This is a genomic window from Vibrio sp. GLN_1 (genome assembly GCF_043106015.1).
Taxonomy (GTDB): Bacteria; Pseudomonadota; Gammaproteobacteria; order Enterobacterales; family Vibrionaceae; genus Vibrio; species Vibrio parahaemolyticus.
In genome coordinates this window covers 770,788-793,924 of sequence record NZ_JBICMD010000036.1, presented here as the reverse complement: position 1 = coordinate 793,924, position 23,137 = coordinate 770,788, and the positions used below count along the sequence as shown (strand labels likewise).

23 protein-coding genes are annotated in these 23,137 nt (G+C 43.8%); 18 read left to right on the top strand and 5 right to left on the bottom strand.

What is annotated here, in order from left to right:
- The first annotated feature begins 36 nt into the window (after window positions 1–36).
- A complete protein-coding gene (nrdG, locus tag ACF8OV_RS21335; RefSeq protein ID WP_005394529.1) occupies window positions 37–507 on the top strand; it encodes an anaerobic ribonucleoside-triphosphate reductase-activating protein in 471 nt (156 codons plus the stop codon).
- Window positions 508–591: 84 nt separating this feature from the next.
- On the opposite strand, the gene ACF8OV_RS21330 is transcribed toward nrdG, so the two are convergent.
- The gene (locus ACF8OV_RS21330; RefSeq protein WP_203502993.1) at window positions 592–1,977 is read right to left on the bottom strand and encodes an MATE family efflux transporter; all 1,386 of its coding nucleotides are present in this window, start codon (window positions 1,975–1,977) and stop codon (window positions 592–594) included.
- A gap of 158 nt (window positions 1,978–2,135) precedes the next feature.
- Here ACF8OV_RS21330 and ACF8OV_RS21325 point away from each other — a divergent pair, with 158 nt between their 5' ends.
- The 3 genes from ACF8OV_RS21325 to ACF8OV_RS21315 all read left to right on the top strand — a co-directional run bounded on the left by ACF8OV_RS21325 (window position 2,136) and on the right by ACF8OV_RS21315 (window position 5,031).
- A complete protein-coding gene (locus ACF8OV_RS21325) occupies window positions 2,136–2,993 on the top strand; it encodes an AraC family transcriptional regulator (protein ID WP_005479361.1) in 858 nt (285 codons plus the stop codon).
- Between the two features lie 155 nt (window positions 2,994–3,148).
- Window positions 3,149–4,336, top strand: coding sequence for an amino acid aminotransferase (locus ACF8OV_RS21320; protein WP_020842158.1), 1,188 nt, complete (start codon window positions 3,149–3,151; stop codon window positions 4,334–4,336).
- An 11-nt stretch (window positions 4,337–4,347) separates the two neighbouring features.
- Window positions 4,348–5,031 (top strand): RimK/LysX family protein, encoded by a 684-nt coding sequence (locus ACF8OV_RS21315; protein ID WP_025558626.1) that lies wholly within the window; start codon window positions 4,348–4,350, stop codon window positions 5,029–5,031.
- A gap of 77 nt (window positions 5,032–5,108) precedes the next feature.
- On the opposite strand, the gene ACF8OV_RS21310 is transcribed toward ACF8OV_RS21315, so the two are convergent.
- Window positions 5,109–5,645 carry a hypothetical protein gene (locus ACF8OV_RS21310; RefSeq protein ID WP_005460944.1) on the bottom strand — a complete coding sequence of 179 codons (537 nt, stop codon included), beginning with the start codon at window positions 5,643–5,645 and terminating at the stop codon, window positions 5,109–5,111.
- A gap of 155 nt (window positions 5,646–5,800) precedes the next feature.
- Window positions 5,801–6,172, bottom strand: a complete 372-nt coding sequence (locus ACF8OV_RS21305; RefSeq protein WP_021484658.1) for a YgiW/YdeI family stress tolerance OB fold protein — start codon at window positions 6,170–6,172, stop codon at window positions 5,801–5,803.
- A gap of 161 nt (window positions 6,173–6,333) precedes the next feature.
- Here ACF8OV_RS21305 and ACF8OV_RS21300 point away from each other — a divergent pair, with 161 nt between their 5' ends.
- The 4 genes from ACF8OV_RS21300 to modC all read left to right on the top strand — a co-directional run bounded on the left by ACF8OV_RS21300 (window position 6,334) and on the right by modC (window position 10,486).
- Window positions 6,334–7,785, top strand: a complete 1,452-nt coding sequence (locus ACF8OV_RS21300) for a cobyric acid synthase (RefSeq protein WP_203502995.1) — start codon at window positions 6,334–6,336, stop codon at window positions 7,783–7,785.
- A gap of 125 nt (window positions 7,786–7,910) precedes the next feature.
- Complete coding sequence (gene modA / locus ACF8OV_RS21295) at window positions 7,911–8,666, top strand: molybdate ABC transporter substrate-binding protein (RefSeq protein ID WP_203502997.1); 756 nt, start codon at window positions 7,911–7,913, stop codon at window positions 8,664–8,666.
- 27 nt (window positions 8,667–8,693) lie between these two features.
- Entirely contained in the window at window positions 8,694–9,383 is a 690-nt protein-coding gene (modB, locus tag ACF8OV_RS21290) for a molybdate ABC transporter permease subunit (RefSeq protein WP_203503012.1), read from the top strand.
- On the top strand, window positions 9,380–10,486 hold the full coding sequence (gene modC / locus ACF8OV_RS21285) for a molybdenum ABC transporter ATP-binding protein ModC (protein WP_024701955.1): 1,107 nt from the start codon (window positions 9,380–9,382) through the stop codon (window positions 10,484–10,486). Before modB ends, modC begins: the two co-directional genes overlap by 4 nt.
- A gap of 75 nt (window positions 10,487–10,561) precedes the next feature.
- On the opposite strand, the gene ACF8OV_RS21280 is transcribed toward modC, so the two are convergent.
- On the bottom strand, window positions 10,562–10,999 hold the full coding sequence (locus ACF8OV_RS21280) for a DUF3069 domain-containing protein (RefSeq protein ID WP_005461031.1): 438 nt from the start codon (window positions 10,997–10,999) through the stop codon (window positions 10,562–10,564).
- Between the two features lie 181 nt (window positions 11,000–11,180).
- Here ACF8OV_RS21280 and ACF8OV_RS21275 point away from each other — a divergent pair, with 181 nt between their 5' ends.
- Complete coding sequence (locus tag ACF8OV_RS21275; protein WP_005479359.1) at window positions 11,181–12,140, top strand: diguanylate cyclase; 960 nt, start codon at window positions 11,181–11,183, stop codon at window positions 12,138–12,140.
- Window positions 12,137–13,126 (top strand): Solitary outer membrane autotransporter beta-barrel domain, encoded by a 990-nt coding sequence (locus ACF8OV_RS21270; protein WP_005498888.1) that lies wholly within the window; start codon window positions 12,137–12,139, stop codon window positions 13,124–13,126. The genes ACF8OV_RS21275 and ACF8OV_RS21270 overlap by 4 nt, the downstream gene beginning before the upstream one ends.
- A 71-nt stretch (window positions 13,127–13,197) precedes the next feature.
- Here the strand turns inward: ACF8OV_RS21270 and ACF8OV_RS21265 are convergent, their stop codons facing one another.
- The gene (locus ACF8OV_RS21265; RefSeq protein ID WP_011106381.1) at window positions 13,198–14,442 is read right to left on the bottom strand and encodes a GGDEF domain-containing protein; all 1,245 of its coding nucleotides are present in this window, start codon (window positions 14,440–14,442) and stop codon (window positions 13,198–13,200) included.
- A gap of 256 nt (window positions 14,443–14,698) precedes the next feature.
- Between ACF8OV_RS21265 and ACF8OV_RS21260 the strand changes: the two genes are divergently transcribed.
- The 8 genes from ACF8OV_RS21260 to ACF8OV_RS21225 all read left to right on the top strand — a co-directional run bounded on the left by ACF8OV_RS21260 (window position 14,699) and on the right by ACF8OV_RS21225 (window position 23,095).
- Window positions 14,699–15,067 carry a late competence development ComFB family protein gene (locus tag ACF8OV_RS21260; RefSeq protein ID WP_005479403.1) on the top strand — a complete coding sequence of 123 codons (369 nt, stop codon included), beginning with the start codon at window positions 14,699–14,701 and terminating at the stop codon, window positions 15,065–15,067.
- A 53-nt stretch (window positions 15,068–15,120) separates the two neighbouring features.
- Entirely contained in the window at window positions 15,121–15,402 is a 282-nt protein-coding gene (locus ACF8OV_RS21255; RefSeq protein WP_005498884.1) for an HlyU family transcriptional regulator, read from the top strand.
- A gap of 433 nt (window positions 15,403–15,835) precedes the next feature.
- Complete coding sequence (locus ACF8OV_RS21250; RefSeq protein WP_005461001.1) at window positions 15,836–17,392, top strand: Re/Si-specific NAD(P)(+) transhydrogenase subunit alpha; 1,557 nt, start codon at window positions 15,836–15,838, stop codon at window positions 17,390–17,392.
- Between the two features lie 9 nt (window positions 17,393–17,401).
- Complete coding sequence (gene pntB / locus ACF8OV_RS21245; RefSeq protein ID WP_005461042.1) at window positions 17,402–18,778, top strand: Re/Si-specific NAD(P)(+) transhydrogenase subunit beta; 1,377 nt, start codon at window positions 17,402–17,404, stop codon at window positions 18,776–18,778.
- Between the two features lie 155 nt (window positions 18,779–18,933).
- Window positions 18,934–20,388 carry a sensor histidine kinase VxrA gene (gene vxrA, locus ACF8OV_RS21240; RefSeq protein ID WP_203503028.1) on the top strand — a complete coding sequence of 485 codons (1,455 nt, stop codon included), beginning with the start codon at window positions 18,934–18,936 and terminating at the stop codon, window positions 20,386–20,388.
- On the top strand, window positions 20,363–21,025 hold the full coding sequence (vxrB, locus tag ACF8OV_RS21235) for a response regulator transcription factor VxrB (RefSeq protein WP_005479407.1): 663 nt from the start codon (window positions 20,363–20,365) through the stop codon (window positions 21,023–21,025). Before vxrA ends, vxrB begins: the two co-directional genes overlap by 26 nt.
- A 6-nt stretch (window positions 21,026–21,031) precedes the next feature.
- A complete protein-coding gene (locus tag ACF8OV_RS21230) occupies window positions 21,032–21,913 on the top strand; it encodes a DUF2861 family protein (protein WP_005455351.1) in 882 nt (293 codons plus the stop codon).
- Window positions 21,914–21,973: 60 nt separating this feature from the next.
- Entirely contained in the window at window positions 21,974–23,095 is a 1,122-nt protein-coding gene (locus ACF8OV_RS21225) for a conjugal transfer protein TraF (protein WP_005455289.1), read from the top strand.
- The last annotated feature ends 42 nt before the right edge of the window (window positions 23,096–23,137 follow it).

Genomic DNA, 23,137 nt, shown 5'->3' with positions numbered 1-23,137 from the left:
TTGATTTTCTTTTTCGCGATAACAAAGAGACGCATTATGAACTACCACCAATATTATCCAATTGACGTTGTTAACGGACCGGGTACGCGCTGCACATTGTTTGTGTCGGGCTGTGTGCATCAGTGTCGAGGCTGTTACAACCAGTCGACGCAACGCTTGGATTCGGGTGTGTTGTTCACGCAAGAAGCGGAAGACAAGATCATCAATGATTTGAATGACACGCGCATTAAACGTCGCGGTTTGTCGTTGTCGGGCGGAGATCCGCTTCATCCTGCTAATGTGCCTCATATTTTAAAGATCGTGAAAAGGGTGAGAGAAGAGTGTCCCGGTAAAGACATCTGGGTTTGGACAGGCTACACGCTGGCTGAACTGGATGACGCGCAAAGAGAAGTGGTGCAATACATCGACGTTTTGATTGATGGTAAGTTTGAACAAGACAAGAAAGACCTCAATCTCGAATGGCGTGGTAGTTCAAACCAAATCATTCATCGCTTTACAGACATCTAACTAAGTATTCTCCAAACATAAAAAGGGCTCACGCGTGCATAACGGGTGAGCCCTTTTGGTGTGAGTTCGTCAGTGCATTTTCAGTTATGCTGTCACCGTTTGGTCATCTTCGACCATATTGTTTATCCAACGTTTAGATTGGATACGATAAGTCGTCAGTACGCCTTTCACAAATTCTTCAGCTAGCAGAGACATTAAGACAAAATGCAAAGGCAACCCGAGTACCATGCCAGTGTAATAGGTAAGGGGAATACCAATAGCCCACTGACCGAACGTATCAATAAAAATGCTGTAGCGAATATCCGCACCACTCTTTAGTACGCCGCCAATCCCTACCATGTTAAACACTCTCAAAATCATACCCAGCGCCATGACTAAGCATGCGTTGAGTGCCATTTCTGCATCGGTTAATGGGCTAAGTACCAATAGATGATGAATCAAAGGCGAGCTCAACCACACTAGGAAAAACAGTAAGGTGGCTAAGATTGCGCTGGTTAACACATACCACCACGCCGTTTTCTCGACCCGATCATAATGTTTTGCGCCAATATCATTCCCAAGAAGGACGGATGCAGCGACCGCAAATCCCATAAAGGTTGAAATCAGTACACCTTCAATTGGCGACAAGAATGAGATGATCGCAAGTTCTGAAACGCCCAATTGACCATAGATGATGCTGTAAACGATCAGTCCACCAGTCCAGAGCGCATCGTGGATCAACATGGGTAGAGAAACCTTAAAGTATTTTTGACGATACTGCTTTAAACGGCCTTGTGCCCAATCGAATTTGGTCGGAATCAGGTGCGCATAACGTTTGCAGAAAAAGTAAATCAATACGGCAGTTTGGAAAAATCGAGAAACAAAAGTACCGACTGCTGCACCAAATACGCCCCATTGAGGAAATCCAAATAAACCGAAAATCAAAACGGAGTTCAGCACGACATTCACAACAATGGCGGAGATACTAACGTTGGTTGCCAGTTTGGTTTGGCCTACGGAGCGCAATACCGCTTCAATCGGTACCACTATCGCCGTTGCAATGAGACTAAAGCCCGTAACCACAAGATAGTCACGTGCATAAGTGACGTATTCAGGAGCGTCTGACATGAAAGAGACGATCTCTTCATCAAAAATCGCATAAAGAACAATAAATGGCAGCGTCACTAAAATGGAAATACACCAAGACTGCGCCAACGTTCTGCGAATTCCCGCCATATTCCCTGAGCCGTAATATTGAGAAGCCAGCACCGTTACCGCACCACACAGGCCAAAAACGACCGCAAGGTTGAAGAAAAAGATGCGGTTTCCGACACCGACCGCAGCTGTTGCGGATTCGCCGAGTAGACTCACCATGAAAATATCCACGACGCCGAGCAACGCAAAAAGCATGGATTGCAGTGAAACAGGGAGGCCAATCGCAATCAGCTTTTGCCAAAATGCTTTATCGATGTATTCGCGTGTTAAGAGCATCGCATTTCTCCTTAAAGATTGATGCGAGTAGTTTATCCCCATGATTTCGCGTTGTATTTTTCAAAGGCATCCAAAACTTTTGCAAAACTCTCAACTAACACCCGCAAATAAATTTTGTCATTGTAAAAACGCGATGACTCACAGTACGAGCCACCGACATGGAAGAAAAGCAAGAGCGTTACAGCATCTCAGAGAAAACCTATCAAGAGTTCATTGATCACACGCGAGTGCTTGCACTGGAAGAACGAGGCATTGTGCAGTGTGGGATCGCGACTTGCCGTGACTTCTTTTCCGTTTATCGCAAGAACCAGAAGAAACACATGCTGCTTTATACTGTGCGTGGTAAAGGTTGGTTAGAAAGTGGGGCGTGCCGTTATGAGCTTGAACCCGGATCGCTGGTGGTCGTGCCTGCGGGGATTGAAAATGGGTTTGGAATGGAAGATGAAACGTGGCAAATCGCTTGGGTATTTCTTTCCCAACATAAAGAGTGGTCGATGGTTGGAGAAAACATCAGCTATCAACTAACACCTGCACCGGAAGTGATGTATTCATGTATTCAGACATTGCTTCGTAGCATAAATCTGTCCATTGATTACGGTAGTGCGGTCGGTGCTCACAGCGTAGCGCAACTGGAATTGATGCTGAATATGCCGTCTTCGGAATCTGTTTCTCGCAATCAGCTTAAACTTCGCCGCGTATTTGACCTCGTTCAGCGTCAATTACATAAAGACTGGAGCGTTGAGCAGTTAGCGGCACTCTATCCATGTTCGGAGCCCCATTTACATCGTTTAACGCAGCAACAATTTGGTCGAAGCCCGATGGCACACTTGATGCGCATGCGAATGGAGTATGCCGCGCGTTTACTTCGTTCAACAGAGTGGCCGATTCAACATATTGGTGAGATTGTCGGGTACCCAACCAGCGCAAACTTTAGTACGCGCTTCAAAGCGTGGTCGAGCATGACGCCAAGAGAGTTCAGACAAAATGGAAGAATAGAGCGAGATCCTGAGAAGTGATTCGTACTTTTTGTGAACGATTGGGCGCACAGAACCTCTTGGCTCTCAGAATATTCTCCTCTAATTGATGAAATAAGTGAAAAATCATTTCGCCATTTTTAACGATAGTGTTAACGTGAGGTTCGATACTTGAATTTCAAAGGGTTATGACTTTCATGTTTTCTAATCTACCAACTCCCGTATTAGATCCAATTTTATCTTTATCCGTTGCATACCGTAACGATGAACGTCCAAACAAGGTTGACCTTGGTATTGGCGTATACAAAAACAGCGCAGGCGAAACGCCGATCATGAAAGCCATTCAAATGGCTCAAGATGTCGTTGTTGAAACTCAAAAAACCAAATCTTACGTTGGTCTTGCTGGTTGTGAAGAGTTCAACCAAAGCATGATTGATCTTCTACTGACGGGAACGTCAGCGATGGATCGTGTTGCTGCAATTCAAACGCCAGGAGCAAGTGGTGCACTGCGTATGCTGGGTGACCTAATGAAGGTCGCACAACCAGATACAACGGTTTGGATTTCGAATCCAAGCTATGTGAACCACAAGCCAGTAATGGAAGCTGCTGGGCTTAAAGTTAAGTTCTACCATTATTTCTCGCCAGAAACGAAACAAGTCGACACTGCAAAAATGCTGGATGATCTTGCTAAAGCAGGGCCGACAGATGTGGTTCTACTGCATGGTTGTTGTCACAACCCAACAGGCGCAGACATCGACTTTTCCGCATGGCAAGCTATTACAGAACTTTCTCAAAAGAACGGTTTTACGCCATTTGTTGATATCGCGTATCAAGGTTTTGGTGACGGCTTAGAAGCTGACGCAAAAGGTCTTCGTTACATGGCGGATAATGTCGAAGAGATGTTGATTACAACTTCTTGTTCTAAAAACTTTGGCTTGTACCGCGAACGTACTGGTGCTGCTATTGTTGTGGGTAAGAACACGCAAGACATCACTAACGCGAAAGGCAAATTGTTAACGTTGGCGCGCTCTACGTACACGATGCCACCCGATCACGGTGCAGCTTTAGTGAAAACCATTCTGCAAGATGCGAACCTGACTTCTGTGTGGAAGCAAGAGTTGAGCGAAATGCAACAACGTTTGGTCAGCCTTCGTCAAAGTTTGTGTAACGAATTGAGAAACAACCATAATACAGATCAATTTGACTTCATTGAGAGTCACAAAGGCATGTTTACTGTGCTAGGCTTTAGTGAAAACCAAATGGCGCAACTGCGTGAAGATTATGGCATTTATGGTGTTGGCGATGGTCGAATTAACATCGCTGGCTTAACCGAAACTCATATTCCATACGTAGCTGACGCAATTAAGAAAGTATCTCAACCTTAATTGGAGTGTGGATGAATAACTGGAAACTGATTCTGCCGCTTATGATGAGCGGCAGTTTAATTGCTTGTACGTCAACTCAAACGACCACAGAGCCTGTTGAGCCAGAAACGCCAAAAGTTGAACAACCGGCGACGGTTGAACCAGAAGTGAAGCCAGAGGTTGAACCTAAGCCTGAGGTGAAACCTAAACCGGAAACAAAGCCTGAAAAGAAACCAGAACCAAAACCAGAAAAACCTGTGAAGGTGCAAAAAACACCTGATGGTATGCTGATTTTGGGTTCAGAAGAGTGGGTTTATGTGCCCGCGATCGACCAGACGTTTAAAGCGAGAGTCGATACCGGTGCGACAACGTCTTCAATCAGTGCGACGGAAATCGTGCCTTTTGAGCGTGATGGTAAAGATTGGGTTCAGTTTAAAATCGACATCAATGGTAAGACGAGCAAAGAGTTCAAAGTGCCTGTTGAGCGTTGGGCTAAGGTGAAGCAGTCATCTTCTGATGAAGTAGATAAACGAGCTGTTGTTGTCGCTTATATCCAAGTTGGCGACTACAAAGAGAAGACGGAGTTTACTCTAGCTGACCGCGATCACATGAAGTTTCCAATTCTCTTAGGCCGAAGCTTCTTCAGAGATATCGCCGTTGTGGATGTGTCTAAAAAGTACATTCAAGACAAACCAACAAAGTCGACCAAAAAGTAAGAGTTTTAATACGACAAAGGCCTCCAAAACGGAGGCCTTTTTATCTTACAGAGAAATCAGGTTGGTCTGAATCAACATTAGAACGCGAAACGGGCAGACATTACGATCTGCTGACCATAAACACCGTTGTTTTTGAAATCTGCGCCTAAAGACAGCTGTTGTGTCGAGTGGAATCGAGCACCAACGTTGTAAATCGTATTGGCATTGTCGTTATCCATGATTTGACCAAGGCGAGCGTGAAGTTCTAAATTTTGCATAAACCAAATGCGAGTACCGATGTTGACCTCTGTGCGCCACTCATCGCCAACTTTATCGCTGCCGTGTTCTTTGATGTTATGTACCAACATCTGACCGTAAATATCAGCAAATTGACCAGCAGGGCCATTGAAACCAATACCACCAGCAACATCCCAGTCACCACTGAATTCACTGTCAGCGCGCGCAACAAAGTGGGTGTTTTCTGTAAAGTACGTAGTGAACTCGCCACCAAAAGTACCAGGGCTAGTGCCCATGCGAAATTCCATCATGTTGTAGTTGAAATTATTTGCATGTGCGGATAGTGGCAAAACAGCACACAAACCAATGGCTGCAACCTTTAGAGCTTTACCTAGCATGGCGTCTCCGGGCAAGATGATTAAAATGAACAAAAAAATGGTCTGCAAAAAGCAGACCAAGAATCGTAAAGCTATCATTTTAAGTGCTTGCCGTCATCTGTTAACAGACACAATTTCTTACATCATGCTGATATAAAGCGAAATTTGTGACTACCTTACATAATGACTAATTGCTCAACCTCGATTTCTGGCTTGTTGCCACCTTCGAACTCACCAAACAGGCGAACTTTGGTGGTTTGGTCAATCGGAGAATTTAGACGAATGTCATCGTCTAACTCGATCATAACTTCACCGGTTCCATCGCTAAAAATGAATGTATCAGCACGAACTTGGCGGAGTAAATTACCTTCTACTACTACGTCTTTCTCTGTGAACATATTGGAATCTTTCAATAGTGTATCTAACTTTTCGACGGTAACTGGGCCGCCAAATTGCACGTTAGATGGGGTTTGGCTGGGATCTTTTGCAAGTGCGATAGATGGGGCAATAGTCAATGCTGCAATTGTTGCGATAATTGTTTTTTTCATGATGTTTGATTCCTATGTGTGTTTGTTTTCGATGGTGCTATTAAAACAAACCGAGTTTGAACCAATGATGATTTCAACATTCATATTCCATTCATTTGCTTGAGTCAGGACTGACGATAACGTTATGATTGTTCATCTTCTTTTACTCCTTACAAATGTTCATGAAATCAGCAATTCCATCGTTAATGGTTCAAGGCACCACCTCAGATGCCGGAAAAAGTGTGCTTGTGGCAGGTTTATGCCGTGTATTAGCCAGAAAAGGGATAAATGTTGCCCCATTTAAGCCACAAAATATGGCGCTCAATAGTGCCGTAACCAAAGATGGCGGTGAAATTGGACGAGCTCAAGCGGTTCAAGCTCAGGCGTGTAATATTGAGCCAACTGTGCACATGAATCCGGTTTTGATTAAGCCAAATAGCGACACAGGTGCTCAGATAATTCTTCAAGGTAAAGCTTTGTCGAATATGGATGCCGCCAGTTTCCATGACTACAAAAAAGTGGCCATGAACACGGTGTTGGATTCGTTTTCTAAGCTGACTAAAGAGTTTGATTCGATCATGATCGAAGGTGCTGGTAGCCCAGCGGAAATCAACTTGAGAGAAGGCGATATCGCAAACATGGGGTTTGCGGAAGCAGCCGATGTGCCAGTGATTATTGTTGCGGATATTGATCGTGGCGGTGTGTTTGCGCATTTATACGGAACATTGGCGTTACTTTCTGAATCTGAACAGGCGAGAGTAAAAGGGTTTGTCATTAATCGCTTTCGTGGCGATATTCGTTTGCTGCAATCAGGTCTGGATTGGCTAGAAGAAAAAACGGGTAAGCCTGTTTTAGGCGTGTTGCCATATCTGCACGGCTTGAACCTAGAAGCCGAAGACGCCATTACTGCACAGCAGGAGTTGAACTCTGAAGTTAAGTTAAATGTGGTTGTTCCGGTGTTAACGCGCATTAGCAATCATACTGATTTTGATGTTTTACGCTTAAATCCCGACATTAATCTTCGCTATGTTGGGAAAGGTGAGAAGATCGATAAAGCCGATCTCATCATTTTACCGGGAACGAAATCAGTACGAGACGATTTGGCATATCTAAAAAGCCAAGGTTGGGATAAAGACATTCTGCGCCACATTCGTTTAGGTGGAAAAGTAATGGGCATTTGTGGTGGCTACCAGATGCTTGGTAAAACGATTGATGATCCAGACGGTGTAGAAGGTGAACCGGGTTCAAGCGAAGGTTTGGGACTATTGAATGTTCATACCGTGCTGACTGGTAGTAAACAGCTCACCAAGACTGAAGCTGTGCTCAATCTCAATAACCAAAAAGCGAAGGTGAAAGGTTATGAGATTCATGTTGGTAGAAGCCAAGTACTTGACGAACAACCGCTTGAACTCGACAACGGAGAATGTGACGGTGCCATTAGTGAATGTGGCCAAATTATGGGAACCTACTTGCACGGATGTTTTGATGAAGCGGAAGCGCTAAACCTCATTACTGAGTGGGTGAATGGCACTCAGGTCAAACAGCAAGATTTTGAAACATTGAAAGAACAAGGTATTAACCGTATTGCGGATGCGATAGAACAACACATGAACCTTGACTTTCTGTTTAAATAACTCGTTAACCAAACGCTATCTTTAACCAAATTTTCTCTCGGCTCCTTATTAGAAAAACGGATCGGGCTGGGAACGCATTCATTTGGCTAGATAGAGTTTTCGCTTGCCTTGTACGGAGTCACTTTATGAAAGCATGGAAAACGCATGCTTGCCTAGCGGCAATATTAAGCATTTCATTCTCAACAAATGCAGCAACGGATCTGAAAGTTTATGCTGCGTCTTCGATGACGAATGCGATTGACGAAATCGCTCAAGATTTTAAAGAAAAGTATGACGTAACAGTTACGCCTGTGTATGGCGGCTCGTCTTCGATCGCACGACAAATTATCAATGGTGCCCCAGCTGATGTGTTTATTTCTGCAAACACGAAATGGATGGACTACTTGGTTGATGAAGGTGTTATAGATGGTGACAATGTCACTAATTTAGTTCGCAATAGTCTCGTTCTTATTGCACCTCAAACGTCAAGCTTAGCCGTATTTAACTTCGCGGATGCAAAAGCTTGGGAAGCGGCGTTAAATGGCAGTCGCCTCGCATTGGGCAACCCTACGTCTGTGCCGGCAGGGATGTACGCGAAAGAATCACTGACTACACTGGGTGTATGGAAAGAGATTCAAACCAAAGTTGCACCAGCAAAAAATGTACGTCTTGCTTTGGCTTTAGTTGAGCGCGGAGAAGCTCCTGTAGGGGTGGTTTATAAGACCGATGCGCAGTTGACTAGCAAAGTGAAAATTGTTGGCGAGTTTGCGAGTGACATGCACGCGGCCATCGTTTATCCAGCGGCGGTAGTGAACGATTCAACGGAATCGAGACAATTCTTCCAGTATTTGAAATCGGAAGACGCGAAGCGAGTTTTTGCTCATTACGGTTTCCAACAATAATGCTGTTTTCAATAATAGGGACAAAGAGTGACAGAACTTGAATACCAAGCCCTAATGTTGAGCTTAAAAGTTGGCGCTTATGCGGTACTTTGGCTTATTCCTTTAGGTGTATTTCTTGCGTGGTTACTTTCTCGCAAAGAGTTCTTCGGCAAATCTATTTTAGATAGCTTGATTCATTTACCACTGGTGCTTCCACCAGTGGTGATTGGTTATTTGTTGTTAGTCTCGTTAGGGCGACAAAGCTTTTTAGGGCGTTGGCTCTATGAGCATTTAGGTTTGGTGTTTAGCTTCAATTGGAAAGGGGCAGTTGTCGCTTGTATTGTTGTCGCATTGCCTTTGATGGTTCGCTCTGTCCGGTTAAGTTTGGAGAGTGTGGACCCTAAACTGGAACACGCGGCATCCACGTTGGGCGCATCGCCTTTAAAAGTCTTTTTAACCATTACTTTGCCTCTGACGATTCCTGGGATCATCACGGGCACTATGCTGTCGTTTGCCCGCAGTCTGGGTGAGTTTGGCGCAACCATCAGTTTTGTGTCCAATATTCCCGGGGAGACACAAACCATTCCTCTCGCTATGTACAATTTTATTGAAACGCCGGGAGCGGAAATGGAAGCGGCACGCTTGTGTATCATTTCTATAGCTCTCGCTTTATCGACGTTGATGATTTCTGAGTGGTTGAATCGTAAAGCATCGAGTAGATTGGGTGCGAAGCGATGACACTTAAAATTCAATTCAAACAAACGCTTGGCGAAACTAACTTTGATATCGATCTTTCGTTACCACGTAACGAAATAAGTGCATTATTTGGACGTTCTGGAGCCGGTAAAACCACATTAATTAATGTGATTAGTGGGTTGGTGACGCCACAACAGGGCAGAATTGCAATTGGTGATCACGTCTTGTTTGACAGTGAACAAGGGATCAATTTACCAACGCATAAACGTAAAATCGGGTATGTATTTCAGGATTCGCGTTTATTTCCTCATTACTCTGTACAGGGCAATCTTTTGTATGGGGTGAAGGAAAAAGATGATGCATATTTTGATGCTGTTACGGACTTGCTCTCCATCAAACCTCTTTTAAAGCGTTTCCCAATCTCACTCTCTGGCGGTGAAAAGCAACGTGTCGCTATTGCTCGAGCACTGTTATCGAAGCCTGATTTGTTGTTGATGGATGAACCTCTCGCATCACTAGATATGCCCAGAAAGCGTGAAGTCATGCCATTTCTGGAAGAGTTGTCAGACAAGGTGAACATTCCCATTATCTATGTAACGCATAGTCTACAAGAGATTTTGAGGCTTGCTCAACATCTTGCGATTATCGATAAAGGACAAGTAACCACATCTGGCAAACTTGAAGAGGTTTGGGCTTCTCACGCAATGCGACCATGGCAATCATTCTCCGATCAAAGCAGTCTGTTTGAAGGAAAGATCGATGCACACCATTCGCAATATGCGCTGACTCGTGTGAAGCTGGCTCCAAACGCGTCACTCTGGGTTCAAAAGATTGATGGCGAGCCCGACACGCCAATTCGTTTACAGGTACGTGCAAATGATGTCTCCATCGCTTTAGAGCAGCCGAAAGCTACGTCAATCCGAAATGTATTGCCTGCCGAAGTTCATTCGATAGAAGCGTTTAACGCGGGAGATGATAAGCAAAGTATTAACGTCTCTTTGCAGTTAGATGATGGATGCTATTTGTGGGCGACTATTACGCCATGGGCGCTTGATGACTTGAACTTGAAAGTGGGTGACAAGGTTTATGCTCAGGTGAAAGGTGTGAGTGTCACGCAGAGAGACGTTGCGCTAGCACCGCATTAAACCTATAAAAGAATTGACTTATTACATGATCAAAAAAAGGCCGCGATGCGGCCTTAATTACTTGTATTCTAGCAATTATTTTGCAAATACTTCTTTGAATTCACGCTTAAGAATTGGGTCGCGACGTGCTTTCTTCAGTTGCTTAACCATGTCTTTAACACAGTTATGAAGAACGTTATCAAGCAGTTGCGAACGGTACTCTTCTTTATCTTCATCTGTCATGTTTTCTGGCAGATTCAGAGTTGGGAACTCTTCCATTACATTAATACCAGCAAACGCTTGGCCTACTGATACTAGAGCATGGAACTGCTCGAAGTTATCTAGAATGTTTTGTGCGCTTGCAGGCATTTCGTCCCAAGACGCACGTACAGCTTCTTCAGACACTTCATGGATAGAGGTAACCATTTCGAACATTTGCTCTGGAACTTCGTCAAATTCGATAACTTTACGTAGTTCTGGAGAAATGGTTTCTAGATCAATTTTTTTGCTTTCGTTGTTAGTTGCTTCTGACATGGTGTGTCTCTCGTTACAAAAGGCGGGAATAGTAATACCAAATGCATCAAATAGCTACCATAAGAACCATTTGAATTCGTGACAAATCGACAAAAAATATAGCACTTAATTCTTAGCGTAATGCAACAAGTCTATGAGTATGGTATATGTTTAATAAAGACAAATAAAAATGGAACGCGTTATGCAGCCTACAGGGACATCAATGCGTATTCTTCTGGTTGATGATGTTCAACTAGACAGAATGCAGTTGGCTATTCGTCTTAAACAGCTTGGACATATCGTCAAAGCCGTCGGTAGCGGTATAGAAGCTTTAAATACTTACGAGAGCTTTGACCCCGAACTGGTACTGCTTGATATTTCCATGCCTGAAATGAACGGTTTTGAAGTCTCCCTCCATGTTCGAGAAACTTTTCCAGACTGGATTCCTATTATTTTCTTAAGTAGTCATGAAGAACCTGAAATGATTGCGAAAGCGATCGATGCGGGCGGCGATGACTATTTGATTAAGCCAGTTGACAAACTCGTCCTGAACTCCAAACTCATAGCGATGCAGCGTATCGCGCATATGCGTCGAGAACTCAAACAAGCAACAGCCCAACTAGAGCAAGTCAACCAACTTCTCACTCAACAAGCCAACGAGGATGGCCTGACCAAGCTTTTCAACCGCCGTTACATTGATCAAAAGTTAGATTCAATGGTGGCGTGGCATGGAAGGCACCATATGCCGATGGCGATGATACTCTTGGATGTCGATTTCTTTAAGCCATTTAATGATAACTATGGACACATAGAAGGTGACCGCTGTTTACAAGCGATTGCCAACCAGCTTAAAGCAACATTCTGTCGTTCTGGTGAATATGTTGGTCGTTATGGTGGAGAAGAGTTTGTGGTTTTACTCAGTAGCACGGACGCGCAAACGGCAGAAAGGGAAGCAGAGCGCATTCAAGAAGCGATGTACTTCCTTGATTATCAGCATGAGTTCTCAAGCGTTGCAAATAGAGTGACGGTGTCACAGGGTGTGTTTGTGTTCCAACCCACTGGAAAAGAGAATCAAGCAGATTTGTATGCCACGGCAGATAGGGCACTTTATACTTCAAAATCGTTAGGTCGCAATACTTATACAATGGTAAACGCAAGTTGAAACAAGCTGTTATCAACAGTTACGCTATAGCTACACTGTCACTTTTGTCCGCGGCTTCACAAGCCGAAACGCTTAATGATTTAATAGTCAAAGAATTTGAGTACAACTTTGCATTGAGTGTGGTTTTAACTGACACCGATGTATTTACATTTGGGTTTCATGATTTCGACCCTAACCAATACTTCAACTTAAGTAACGAAGATATTGGGACGGCAGACTCTTTGGATCTGCGCAAAGAGATCAAAGAATTCACGTTACCTTACAGCTTTGACCTTGCCGAAAACGAAACTGAGAAACTAACGTATCGTTTTAATGGACGCTTTTATCTGCTGGGTATTGATCAAGATGTTTACTTCAATGAAGAACCTATTCCAGATCGAAGTAAAGAGCAGTTTATCGGTGGGTACAACGAGTTTGAAGTGGAAAAGCAACTCACAGAACACTTTAGCTTAAGTGGTGCGCTAGGGGCTCACCTCATACATTATAAAACGGACTATACCTACCGAAGTGATGCAATTACGGCACTCCAACCTATTTTGGATGGTGCATTGATAAATACCAGTGCTTGGGCTTTGCTCGGACAGCTTAACGCCAAGTTAAAATACCTTGAGCAAGAATCATGGGGTAAATGGTATCTCTGGACATCGCCACATTACTTCTATGGAACCGGATGGGGTGAGGCAAATAACGGGAATGTAGGAAAGCCGGAAGGTTGGTATTGGGTAAATGGTGTCAAAGTCTTCTACGACGTCGCTCATATTGGTACGACAGTTCAATCTTTCTATACCAGCTTTAGTCGAATCGATATTGGTGGCGATACGAGCGATCCGCTAAATACTACGAATTATTATGAAGGAAGTATTGGATGGTTGATGACTCCACCGTTTGAGTCCGATTGGATAGACAATATTGGTATCGGTTTAACCATCAATTATGGTAGTGATCTGAAAGGTGGCAGTTTGGTTCTGTTCTTTAATCAGGATTGACGATACTTGCCGTTGAACTGTCTAAACAAAACGACCGCACTTATTTGCGGTCGTTGTATTTCTTTATGTGATTAGTTCTGATTCACTCTGGTGCAATTTCGACCTGCTTTTTTAGCTTTATACAATGCCGCATCCGCCAGTTTGATGACTTCAGCAGGTTCTCTTCCGTTTCTACTGTCTGCAGCACCAAAGCTCGCCGTGACGAACACCGATTCTCTTTGCATGTCTTCGGTACCTCGGTTTTGCTGGCCTTGCTTGTGATCGTCAGGGCGAGAGGCTTTGTCACGGAGGATCATTTCATATTCAGCGATAGCTTTACGAGCTTCTTCTATGTATTGGCGACAATCTTCAACGTTTTTTCCCTTGAAGACCATGGTGAACTCTTCGCCGCCGAAGCGATAGACCTTTGCACCACCACGTGTTTTCATCAATCTTGAAGCCACCATTTTTAGCACATCATCGCCGATGTCATGCCCGTACGTGTCGTTAAATTTCTTGAAGTGGTCGACATCGAGCATTGCAATTGTGAATTTTCTGCCCATGTGTTTTAGATCTAAATCTAATGCTCTGCGGCTTGGAATCTGCGTTAGGCTGTCAGTAAAAGCAAGTTGGTGACTCGCCGAGGTCGAATAGATGATGATGAGCAGACCAGTAAGCGTAAACATGGTGCTGGAAATGTACTGCACATCAAAGAAGATGAATGTTGCGGAAGCCAAAGCCATTGCAGAATAGGTCATCGCATGGATGATTTTGTTGGTTTTCAGCAGCAGAATACCGAGAAAGCACACAATACCAACACAATACAAAACAAGAATAAATGGCAGCTTAGATACGCTAGGCACAATGAACAAAATGCCGCTGGTCCATTGCTCAAAGCCACCATCAACGTAATAAGCCAAGATGATGTAGGACCACAAGATGAACATCACCAGCATCAAAACATAGATGAACATGGCTTTTGAATCGAATCCATCTTTGTTGAACAGAAAGACCGTCAAAAAGGAGACAGGAAGCAGGGTAGCGAGAATAGTGAGTTCTAATAACGCGGTTCCGCTGTTTAGAGGGACTTGCAATCGATGCTGAATAACAAAGTATGCCACCAACATGGATAAGCAGACCATAGACTCTCTGCCTTGCTTAAAGGAGTAGCAAAGCACGAGCGCACAACCTAGCAAGATATAAGGTAGGTTTGCAGCAATACCCCAGTTGGATTGAGTCATCTGAATGATGTTGCCCATACCAACACTCACCATACCTAATAGTGCGATCGGGAATAAAAATCTAAAGCCTGATGACGTCATTAAAGATGAGGACATTTATTAAAAACTGCCTGCAAATAGTTGATTATATCTAGTATGTTACGTTAAGCATTCAATCAATACTGAGTAAGGTGAGTATTTGATTTTCCAGCTTTTTGATTTAAGAAGAATACGTGTATTTACGTATTTTCCCAAGTATTTTGGCTCGCATCGCAACAAAAAGAGAGAGATTGATTAAATTAAGAGCAATCAATGAGTTGTTCAAAACGACCGGCTGCTATACTTGTTCACAATGAACATAGGAGAATCATCAATGCAGATCAGTTCTGACGTACATAACTATATGGAAACCCTCGTTGGTCAAGTGCTCAGTTCAGACCAATACACTTCTCAATTCGATAACGAGCAGTTGGCAGATATTGCCTGTCTCGCGCTGATTCAGCTTAAACCTGTTTATATTCGTCATGATATTGATTTTCTCTCTGCACTACCGGAAAGAAAACTCACTCAGTTCAAGCAAAGCGTGGATGTCGCGGTACACAATGCTGCCGCTATGATTTTAGAAGACAGGCGTAAGAATCGCGATAATGATGTGCCTGTCATTTTCTCTCATACCAGTTATGATGATGACAAAGAGCTGGACTGGTTTGAGAAACCAATCTTAAACGTCAACATTAGGTGATTGGCGTTTGCGCAGAACCGAAACAATAGAGTAATCGTACCCAAGGAGGAATCGTGGGATTCTTTTCACGCTTGTTTGGTGGCAGTGAAAAAACTGCTGAAGTAAAAACGGTAGAGCCTGTCGAATACAAAGGCTTTCTGATCTATCAAGAGAGCATTTCAGAAGGCGGTCAATACAGAATCGCAGGGCGCATTGAAAAGTCCTACGATGGAGAAGTCAAAACGCATCGTTTCATTCGCTCTGATTTGCTCGCCTCTGAGGGAGATGCAAACGAGCTGATGTTGAAGAAATCTCAAATGTTTATCGATCAAATGGGCGACAAAATCTTCGATTAACAATTCGCTGCAACTTGATACGAATCATCATAACGAGGGCCATTAGTGTATATGCTGATGGCTCTTTCTTTTTTTAGCTTAAATGTCTGTTAACTAAGTAGTTACGACGATCTGGTTAGACCTCGGTCTTGTGTGACAAAGCGTTGTTATTTTTCATGGTCAAAGCGAGAATCTTTGATTACTTAGCGTTATATGTAATGAAATTTAGTATTTAAATTACAAAACACTTGAAGTCATAACCCACGTTCGATACAAACAGAATAATAACAGGGCTGTTAGTCAAGGTGTTATTGTGCAAATGGGTGGCCCCAAACACCATCTTTCGTTTGCAGTTGTCTTGCGTGGTAAACAGATAGAAATAAAAAAGAATTAGAGTAGAGCACAGCTCTGTTTTGGGACTAATTTATTGATATGTATACAAGGAGTATGCGTTTTGCAAATCGGTGTACCTAGAGAGATACTCGCGGGTGAATCGCGAGTGGCTGCATCGCCGAAGTCGGTTGAGCAGTTAATTAAATTGGGATTCGACGTCGTTATCGAATCTCAAGCGGGGGTGCTAGCAAGTTTCGATGATGCTGCTTATGAAGCTGCTGGAGCGAAAGTCGTTTCTAGTGACGAAGTATGGGCATCTGGTCTTATCTTAAAAGTGAATGCGCCAATCGTAGATGAAGAAAAAGGCATCGACGAAATCGCGTTACTACAAGATGGTGCAACACTTGTTAGCTTTATTTGGCCTGCTCAAAACGCAGAGTTGATGGAACAACTATCAAGTAAGAATATTAACGTTCTTGCTATGGATTCTGTTCCTCGAATCTCTCGTGCACAAGCCTTGGATGCACTTTCTTCAATGGCTAACATTGCCGGTTACCGCGCGGTAGTTGAAGCCGCGCATGAGTTTGGTCGCTTCTTTACTGGTCAAATTACGGCTGCAGGTAAAGTGCCACCAGCGAAAGTTTTGGTCGCTGGTGCTGGTGTAGCGGGTTTGGCTGCAATCGGTGCTGCTGGCAGTCTTGGCGCTATCGTTCGTGCGTTTGACGTTCGTCCAGAAGTAAAAGAACAAGTTGAGTCGATGGGTGCGGAGTTCCTGACCGTAGATTTCCAAGAAGACTCTGGTTCTGGTGACGGCTACGCAAAAGAAATGTCTGATGACTTCAATAAGAAAGCGGCAGAGCTATATGCAGAGCAAGCTAAAGACGTTGATATCATCATCACAACTGCATTAATCCCGGGCAGACCTGCTCCGAAGTTGATCACCAAAGAAATGGTCGATAGCATGAAAGCGGGTAGTGTGATTGTTGACTTGGCAGCCGCTAATGGTGGTAACTGTGAATACACAGTGAAAGACCAAGTTATCATGACAGACAACGGCGTAAAAATTGTTGGTTACACCGACATGGTCGGCCGTTTACCAACGCAATCTTCCCAGCTTTACGCAACCAACCTTGTAAACCTTCTTAAACTGCTTTGTAAAGAAAAAGACGGCAACATCAATATTGATTTCGAAGATGTGGTTCTTCGTGGTGTTACTGTTATTAAAGAAGGCGAAATCACTTGGCCTGCGCCACCAATTCAAGTATCGGCTCAGCCTCAAGCTAAGCAAGCTCAACCCGTTAAGAAAGAGCCAAAAGTTGAAGAACCAACTTCTCCGACTAAAAAGTTGATTGGTCTTGTTGCAGCCGTTGGCGCATTTGCTTGGATTGCATCGGTAGCACCTGCTGCGTTCCTTTCTCACTTTACCGTATTTGTTCTTGCGTGTGTGGTGGGTTACTACGTAGTTTGGAACGTAACACATGCTCTGCATACGCCACTAATGTCTGTAACGAATGCTATCTCGGGCATTATTGTGGTTGGAGCGTTGTTGCAAATCGGACAAGGAAACGGCGTTGTGTCATTCCTATCCTTTATTGCCGTATTGATTGCAAGTATCAATATATTTGGTGGTTTCACCGTAACCAAGCGCATGCTTGAAATGTTCCGAAAAGATAAATAAGGAGTCACAATGTCTGCAGGATTAGTACAAGCAGCTTACATTGTTGCTGCATTATTTTTCATCATGAGTTTGGCGGGGCTGTCTAAGCAAGAGTCCGCACGTAACGGTAACTACTACGGTATCGCGGGTATGGCGATCGCGTTGATCGCAACGATCTTTAGCCCAGATGCTCAAGGGTTTGGTTGGATCATTATCGCGATGGCGATCGGTGGTGCGATCGGTATTTTCTACGCCAAGAAAGTAGAGATGACCGAAATGCCAGAACTGGTTGCTATTCTACATAGCTTTGTAGGTTTGGCGGCGGTACTTGTTGGTTACAATAGCTACTTAGACGCACCAGAAGCTGCAACGCATGCAGAGCATGTTATCCACCTTGTCGAAGTTTTCCTTGGTGTATTCATTGGTGCTGTAACGTTCACTGGCTCTATTGTTGCGTTTGGTAAGTTACGTGGTGTGATTTCATCGTCTCCACTGAACCTTCCTCACAAGCACAAAATGAATCTGGCTGCGATCGTAGTTTCAACGCTTCTAATGATCTACTTCGTAAAAGCAGATGGCAGCATGTTCGCGCTTATCGTGATGACGTTAATTGCGTTCGCGTTTGGTTACCACCTAGTCGCATCCATTGGTGGTGCGGATATGCCAGTAGTCGTTTCAATGCTGAACTCTTACTCTGGTTGGGCAGCGGCGGCAGCAGGTTTCATGCTTGCAAACGACCTATTAATCGTAACAGGTGCTTTGGTTGGTTCTTCAGGTGCGATTCTGTCATACATCATGTGTAAAGCGATGAACCGCTCGTTTATCAGTGTTATTGCTGGTGGCTTTGGTCAAGAGATTATCATTTCAAGTGATGAAGAGCAGGGCGAACACCGTGAAACCACTGCTGAAGAAGTGGCTGAAATGCTGAAAAACTCGAAGTCAGTAATCATCACTCCGGGATACGGCATGGCAGTAGCGCAAGCGCAGTACCCGGTGCATGAAATTACTGATGCACTTCGTTCACAAGGTATTGAAGTTCGTTTTGGTATTCACCCTGTCGCGGGTCGTCTGCCTGGTCACATGAACGTGCTACTTGCAGAAGCGAAAGTACCATACGACATCGTTCTGGAAATGGACGAAATCAATGATGATTTCTCAGAAACAGATACGGTTCTGGTTATTGGTGCGAACGACACTGTAAACCCAGCTGCGCTAGAAGATCCGAACAGTCCGATTGCTGGCATGCCTGTATTGGAAGTGTGGAACGCGAAAAACGTCATCGTATTCAAGCGTTCAATGAATACTGGTTACGCGGGCGTTCAGAACCCACTGTTCTTTAAAGAAAACACTTCGATGCTGTTTGGCGACGCTAAAGAAAGCGTAGAGGCGATTTTTAAAGCGTTGTAATCGAAATTGTTTTAAAACTATACAGGGTCAGCACTTGCTGGCCCTTTTTTGTTCCGTTTCAATGTTATAGTAATGCAAATCCTTAAGTTAGCTAATGTCAATTGCTTGTAGATTGATGTATAGTTTTCGCTAATGAAACAAGTAACGGTAACAGTTTGATTAAACAGTTTTTGCTCGGTTTTGCATCAATATTGCCACTATTCTCGGCACCTGCATTATCCGATTCACTACCAGAACGCATAGATACGTTTACAGAGCTATTTAACTATGAAGTGGCTCTTAAATCGTATGATATACGCATTCTGCAATCAAATTACCCTACGAAGTTACTTTCACCTGATTCGTTGCTTCCTCAAACTTCTGACTATCCTTTGAAGGATATTCAGCAGCTCTACAGCTTGGCGAATACATGCCGAGGGAAATTACCTCTCAGCCCTCTAATTACTGAGCCTCTAGTATTTACTCGTGCTATTTGTAAGGGCACTCAGTTAACACCGCGTTGGTTCTCGCGTAGCGGATTGGTTCACCCTGGTGGCGGTACTTACGCGGCGCGCTATGTTGAAAAGTATCCCGAGTTGCGTCCTAAACTTGCTCAGTACATGCACATTAAAGAGCGTGACAACGAAGAAGGTGACGAGCTACTAGAAAGCTTGCAAAATATGGACGATGACGCCATTAATGCTCTAATTGCAGGAGCAAGTATGTTTATTGAAGGCAAGGAAATGTGGCTTCGTCGTGGAGACCGTTACTTCGTATTTTCCAAAGATGTTTGGCAAGAAAACGTCGCGAATGCAGGCCTTTCTTATACATTAGCGTCACAAAGCAAAAGCTGTTTCGTAAAACGAGGCAACATATGTTGGGATGTAGAAGATCACTCGCAAGTATTGCGGATCAGCATGATCATCCTTGTCATTGCAAACATCTTGCTTGTCATTGGCTGGGCGGTGTACCGTTGGAACAGTAAGCGTGAAGAACTTCGTAGCCGTATGCTGGTCTTACAGATCTTAACGCATGAGCTTCGAACGCCAATTGCTTCACTATCGCTAACCGTCGAAGGATTTAGACGAGAATTTGAGCACTTACCTGAAAGTGTGTATGACGAATTCCGAAGATTATGTGAAGATACTCGCCGATTGCGTCAATTGGCGGAGGCAAGTAAAGATTATTTGCAATCTGATAACCAAATGCTTGCAACAGATTGGGTTCCATCTGTAGCAGAATGGCTAGAATATAAGATTGAAGAAGAATTTGATAACGCTGTGCTTTTCAACATCAACGAAGATGTAGCGGCAAAAGTTAACGTTTACTGGCTTGGAACATGTATCGATAACTTATTGCGAAACGCACTTAAGTATGGCGTTCCACCGGTTGAACTGAATGTTCAAACCAGTGAAGAAAAAATCGTATTCCAAGTCCGAGATGCCGGTGATTTGACTTCTAAAGACTGGGCAAATTTGAGAAAACCGTTCGTAAGTAAGAGCGGGTTAGGACTTGGATTAACAATCGTTGAATCTATGGTAGGCCGCATGGGCGGAAAAATGTCCCTAATGGGACCACCTACAACCTTTATATTGGAGATACCTTGTGAAACAGACACTGCTTCTCGTTGAGGACGATAAAAACTTGGCTGATGGCCTGTTAGTAAGCCTGGAACAAGCAGGATATGAGTGTTTACATGTGGAGCGTATTGCCGACGTCGAACCTCAGTGGAAAAAAGCGGATCTTGTCATCCTAGATCGCCAGCTACCTGACGGTGACTCCGTACAACATCTCCCTGAATGGAAGAAAATTAAAGACGTTCCAGTTATCTTGTTAACGGCTCTTGTTACCGTTAAAGATAAGGTAGCTGGTTTAGACTCTGGTGCAAATGACTATCTTACAAAACCGTTTGCAGAAGCTGAATTGTTCGCGCGTATTCGTGCTCAATTGCGTGCGCCTGACTCTGCTGATCAAGCTAATGCAGATAAAGTTATGACGAAAGATCTGGAGATCGATCGCGCAACACGTGAAGTTATCTTCAAAGGTGATTTGATCACGTTAACTCGTACTGAGTTTGATTTGCTTCTGTTCTTGGCGTCAAACCTAGGCCGCGTTTTTACTCGTGATGAACTACTAGACCATGTATGGGGTTACAACCATTTCCCTACAACACGTACTGTAGATACCCACGTACTTCAACTTCGTCAGAAATTGCCAGGCCTTGAAATCGAAACGCTTCGTGGCGTAGGCTACAAGATGAAAGCATAATCGATAATGAAAACGCTACTCCCTGTAGTTCTCTCGTTAGCGTTAGTGAAACCAGTCCAAGCGATGGATTGGTTTCAAACCAATACGCCACTGACACAAGCTCATCAACACCTGCTTGAAGATGACCTCGCAGGGATGTTCAACTCGTTGGTTGAGTTATGGCAAACAGAGCCAAGCAAAGATCTAACTCCTCATCTCAATGACTTACTCGGTCAATCTCTTTCGAAAAATTGTGGAAAATCACTGACAGGTGTTACCTTGCCTGATTGGATCAGTGGCGTAAACGTGATTCGTCAAACTATCCAAAGTCCGGGGCGCGACACTTTCCGTTTGGTGATCAAACTTAGAGCGACAACAGATATTGAAGACATATCGTTTCGTCGTTGGGTTGATGAGTCTATATCTGGTGACAGCTCTTTCAGTTATGAAGAGCAAGCTGATGGGACAGAAATAGCAAACGAACGCAGTTTTCTCAAGCGATACAACCTCACAGGTAAACTGGAAGCCGGTTTGTATCACTTGTCCGTTGTATCTAAAGATAAACAAGTTTACCGAACTTGGGTGATACTCGGAGACTCAAACTCCTCCCAATATGTTCGCTGGACATCAAAAGAGAACTGGAAAGTAGAAAAGAGTGCACTTCGCAATCCTCATTGCCCATTACCTCAATTGGAAGTCGGTCTGTACGACTATGTGGATGGCCAGTATGAGCAGATGTGGAAGAAAACCTACGAATCTAATTACCCAAACTCACTTGAATTAGCTGGTGTACCAAACGATAGATATGTTTTAGCGGTAAGTATCAACAGTAGACGTTGGCAAGGGGACATAATTGTTGAGCAAGCTCAAACAATCAGCCGTACTTATGATCTTTCTCAGGAAGAATAATTAAAGAAATAACATTTGTGCCGATATAAGTTCAGGAAGAACTAAAAACACAAGTGTAGTATGAAAACCCAATTCAAAATTTTAGCCACCACCATTACAGCATCACTATTTGCGAATGTCGCTTCTGCTGCGACTTATGCTATTGAAGCACGTAGCGATGCAATGGGTGGTGTTGGTACCGTTTCTGCCTCTTATCTGACCGCTCCATTTTTCAACCCTGCGTTGACTGCAATTTACCGCCGCAATGACGACGCGGGTATGATCATTCCAAGTTTCGGTATAAGTTATGACGATCAATATGATCTTATTGACGAAATCGAGCGCATTAGTAAGCTGACCGATGTTGATGAGATCAAAAAATCCATGGATGCTATTGACGGCAAAAAAATGGATTTTGACTTAGGTGGTGTCGTTGCCGTTGGTATTCCAAATAAATTTTTATCAGCAACTGTTTACGGAAAACTCTACACAGAGTCATTTGTTCAACCTAATGTTGATACATCAGGTGTCGATCCACTGACAGACAGCTATGTTCAAGGTGTTTCGATTGGCGTAGCGGAGGCAGGGGTGTCTCTTGCCAAGTACACCAACTTTATGAATCAGCATCTTTCTTTTGGTATCACCCCAAAACTGCAGCGCATCTATACATATTCGTATGCGACCAGCTTTAAGAACTTTGATACCAAAGATCTCCGTGAACACGAAACTGCTGAAACTATGTTTAACTTAGATGCGGGTGCACTTTGGTTCTTCGGTCCATATCGTTTGGGTATCTCGGCTAAAAACTTGATTGGAAGAGACGTGAAAACCAAATCGTTCCAGTACAACACTGATACGATTCAGTCATACGAATACAGTATGAGACCTGTTTACACAGTAGGTGCGGGTATCGTTGCAGACTACTTTACCATGAGCGTCGACTACGACTTAAATGAAGAGAAACGCTTTTCCTCATTTGATGATAACACCCAAATGATTCGAGCTGGCTTCGAAATAGACATTTTGCGCCAAATGGCACTACGAGGTGGCTATATGAAAAACCTTGCGAGAAGTAATGATGAAGGGACGATTACGGCTGGTATAGGCTTATCGCCATTGAACCTGATTGAATTAGATATTGCTGCGAGATACACAAACGAAAATGCAATGGGCGCATCCATTAATTTCCTTGCGACCTATTAACTGAATCGTTATAGTCGGCTCCTCACATTGAGGAGCCTTTTT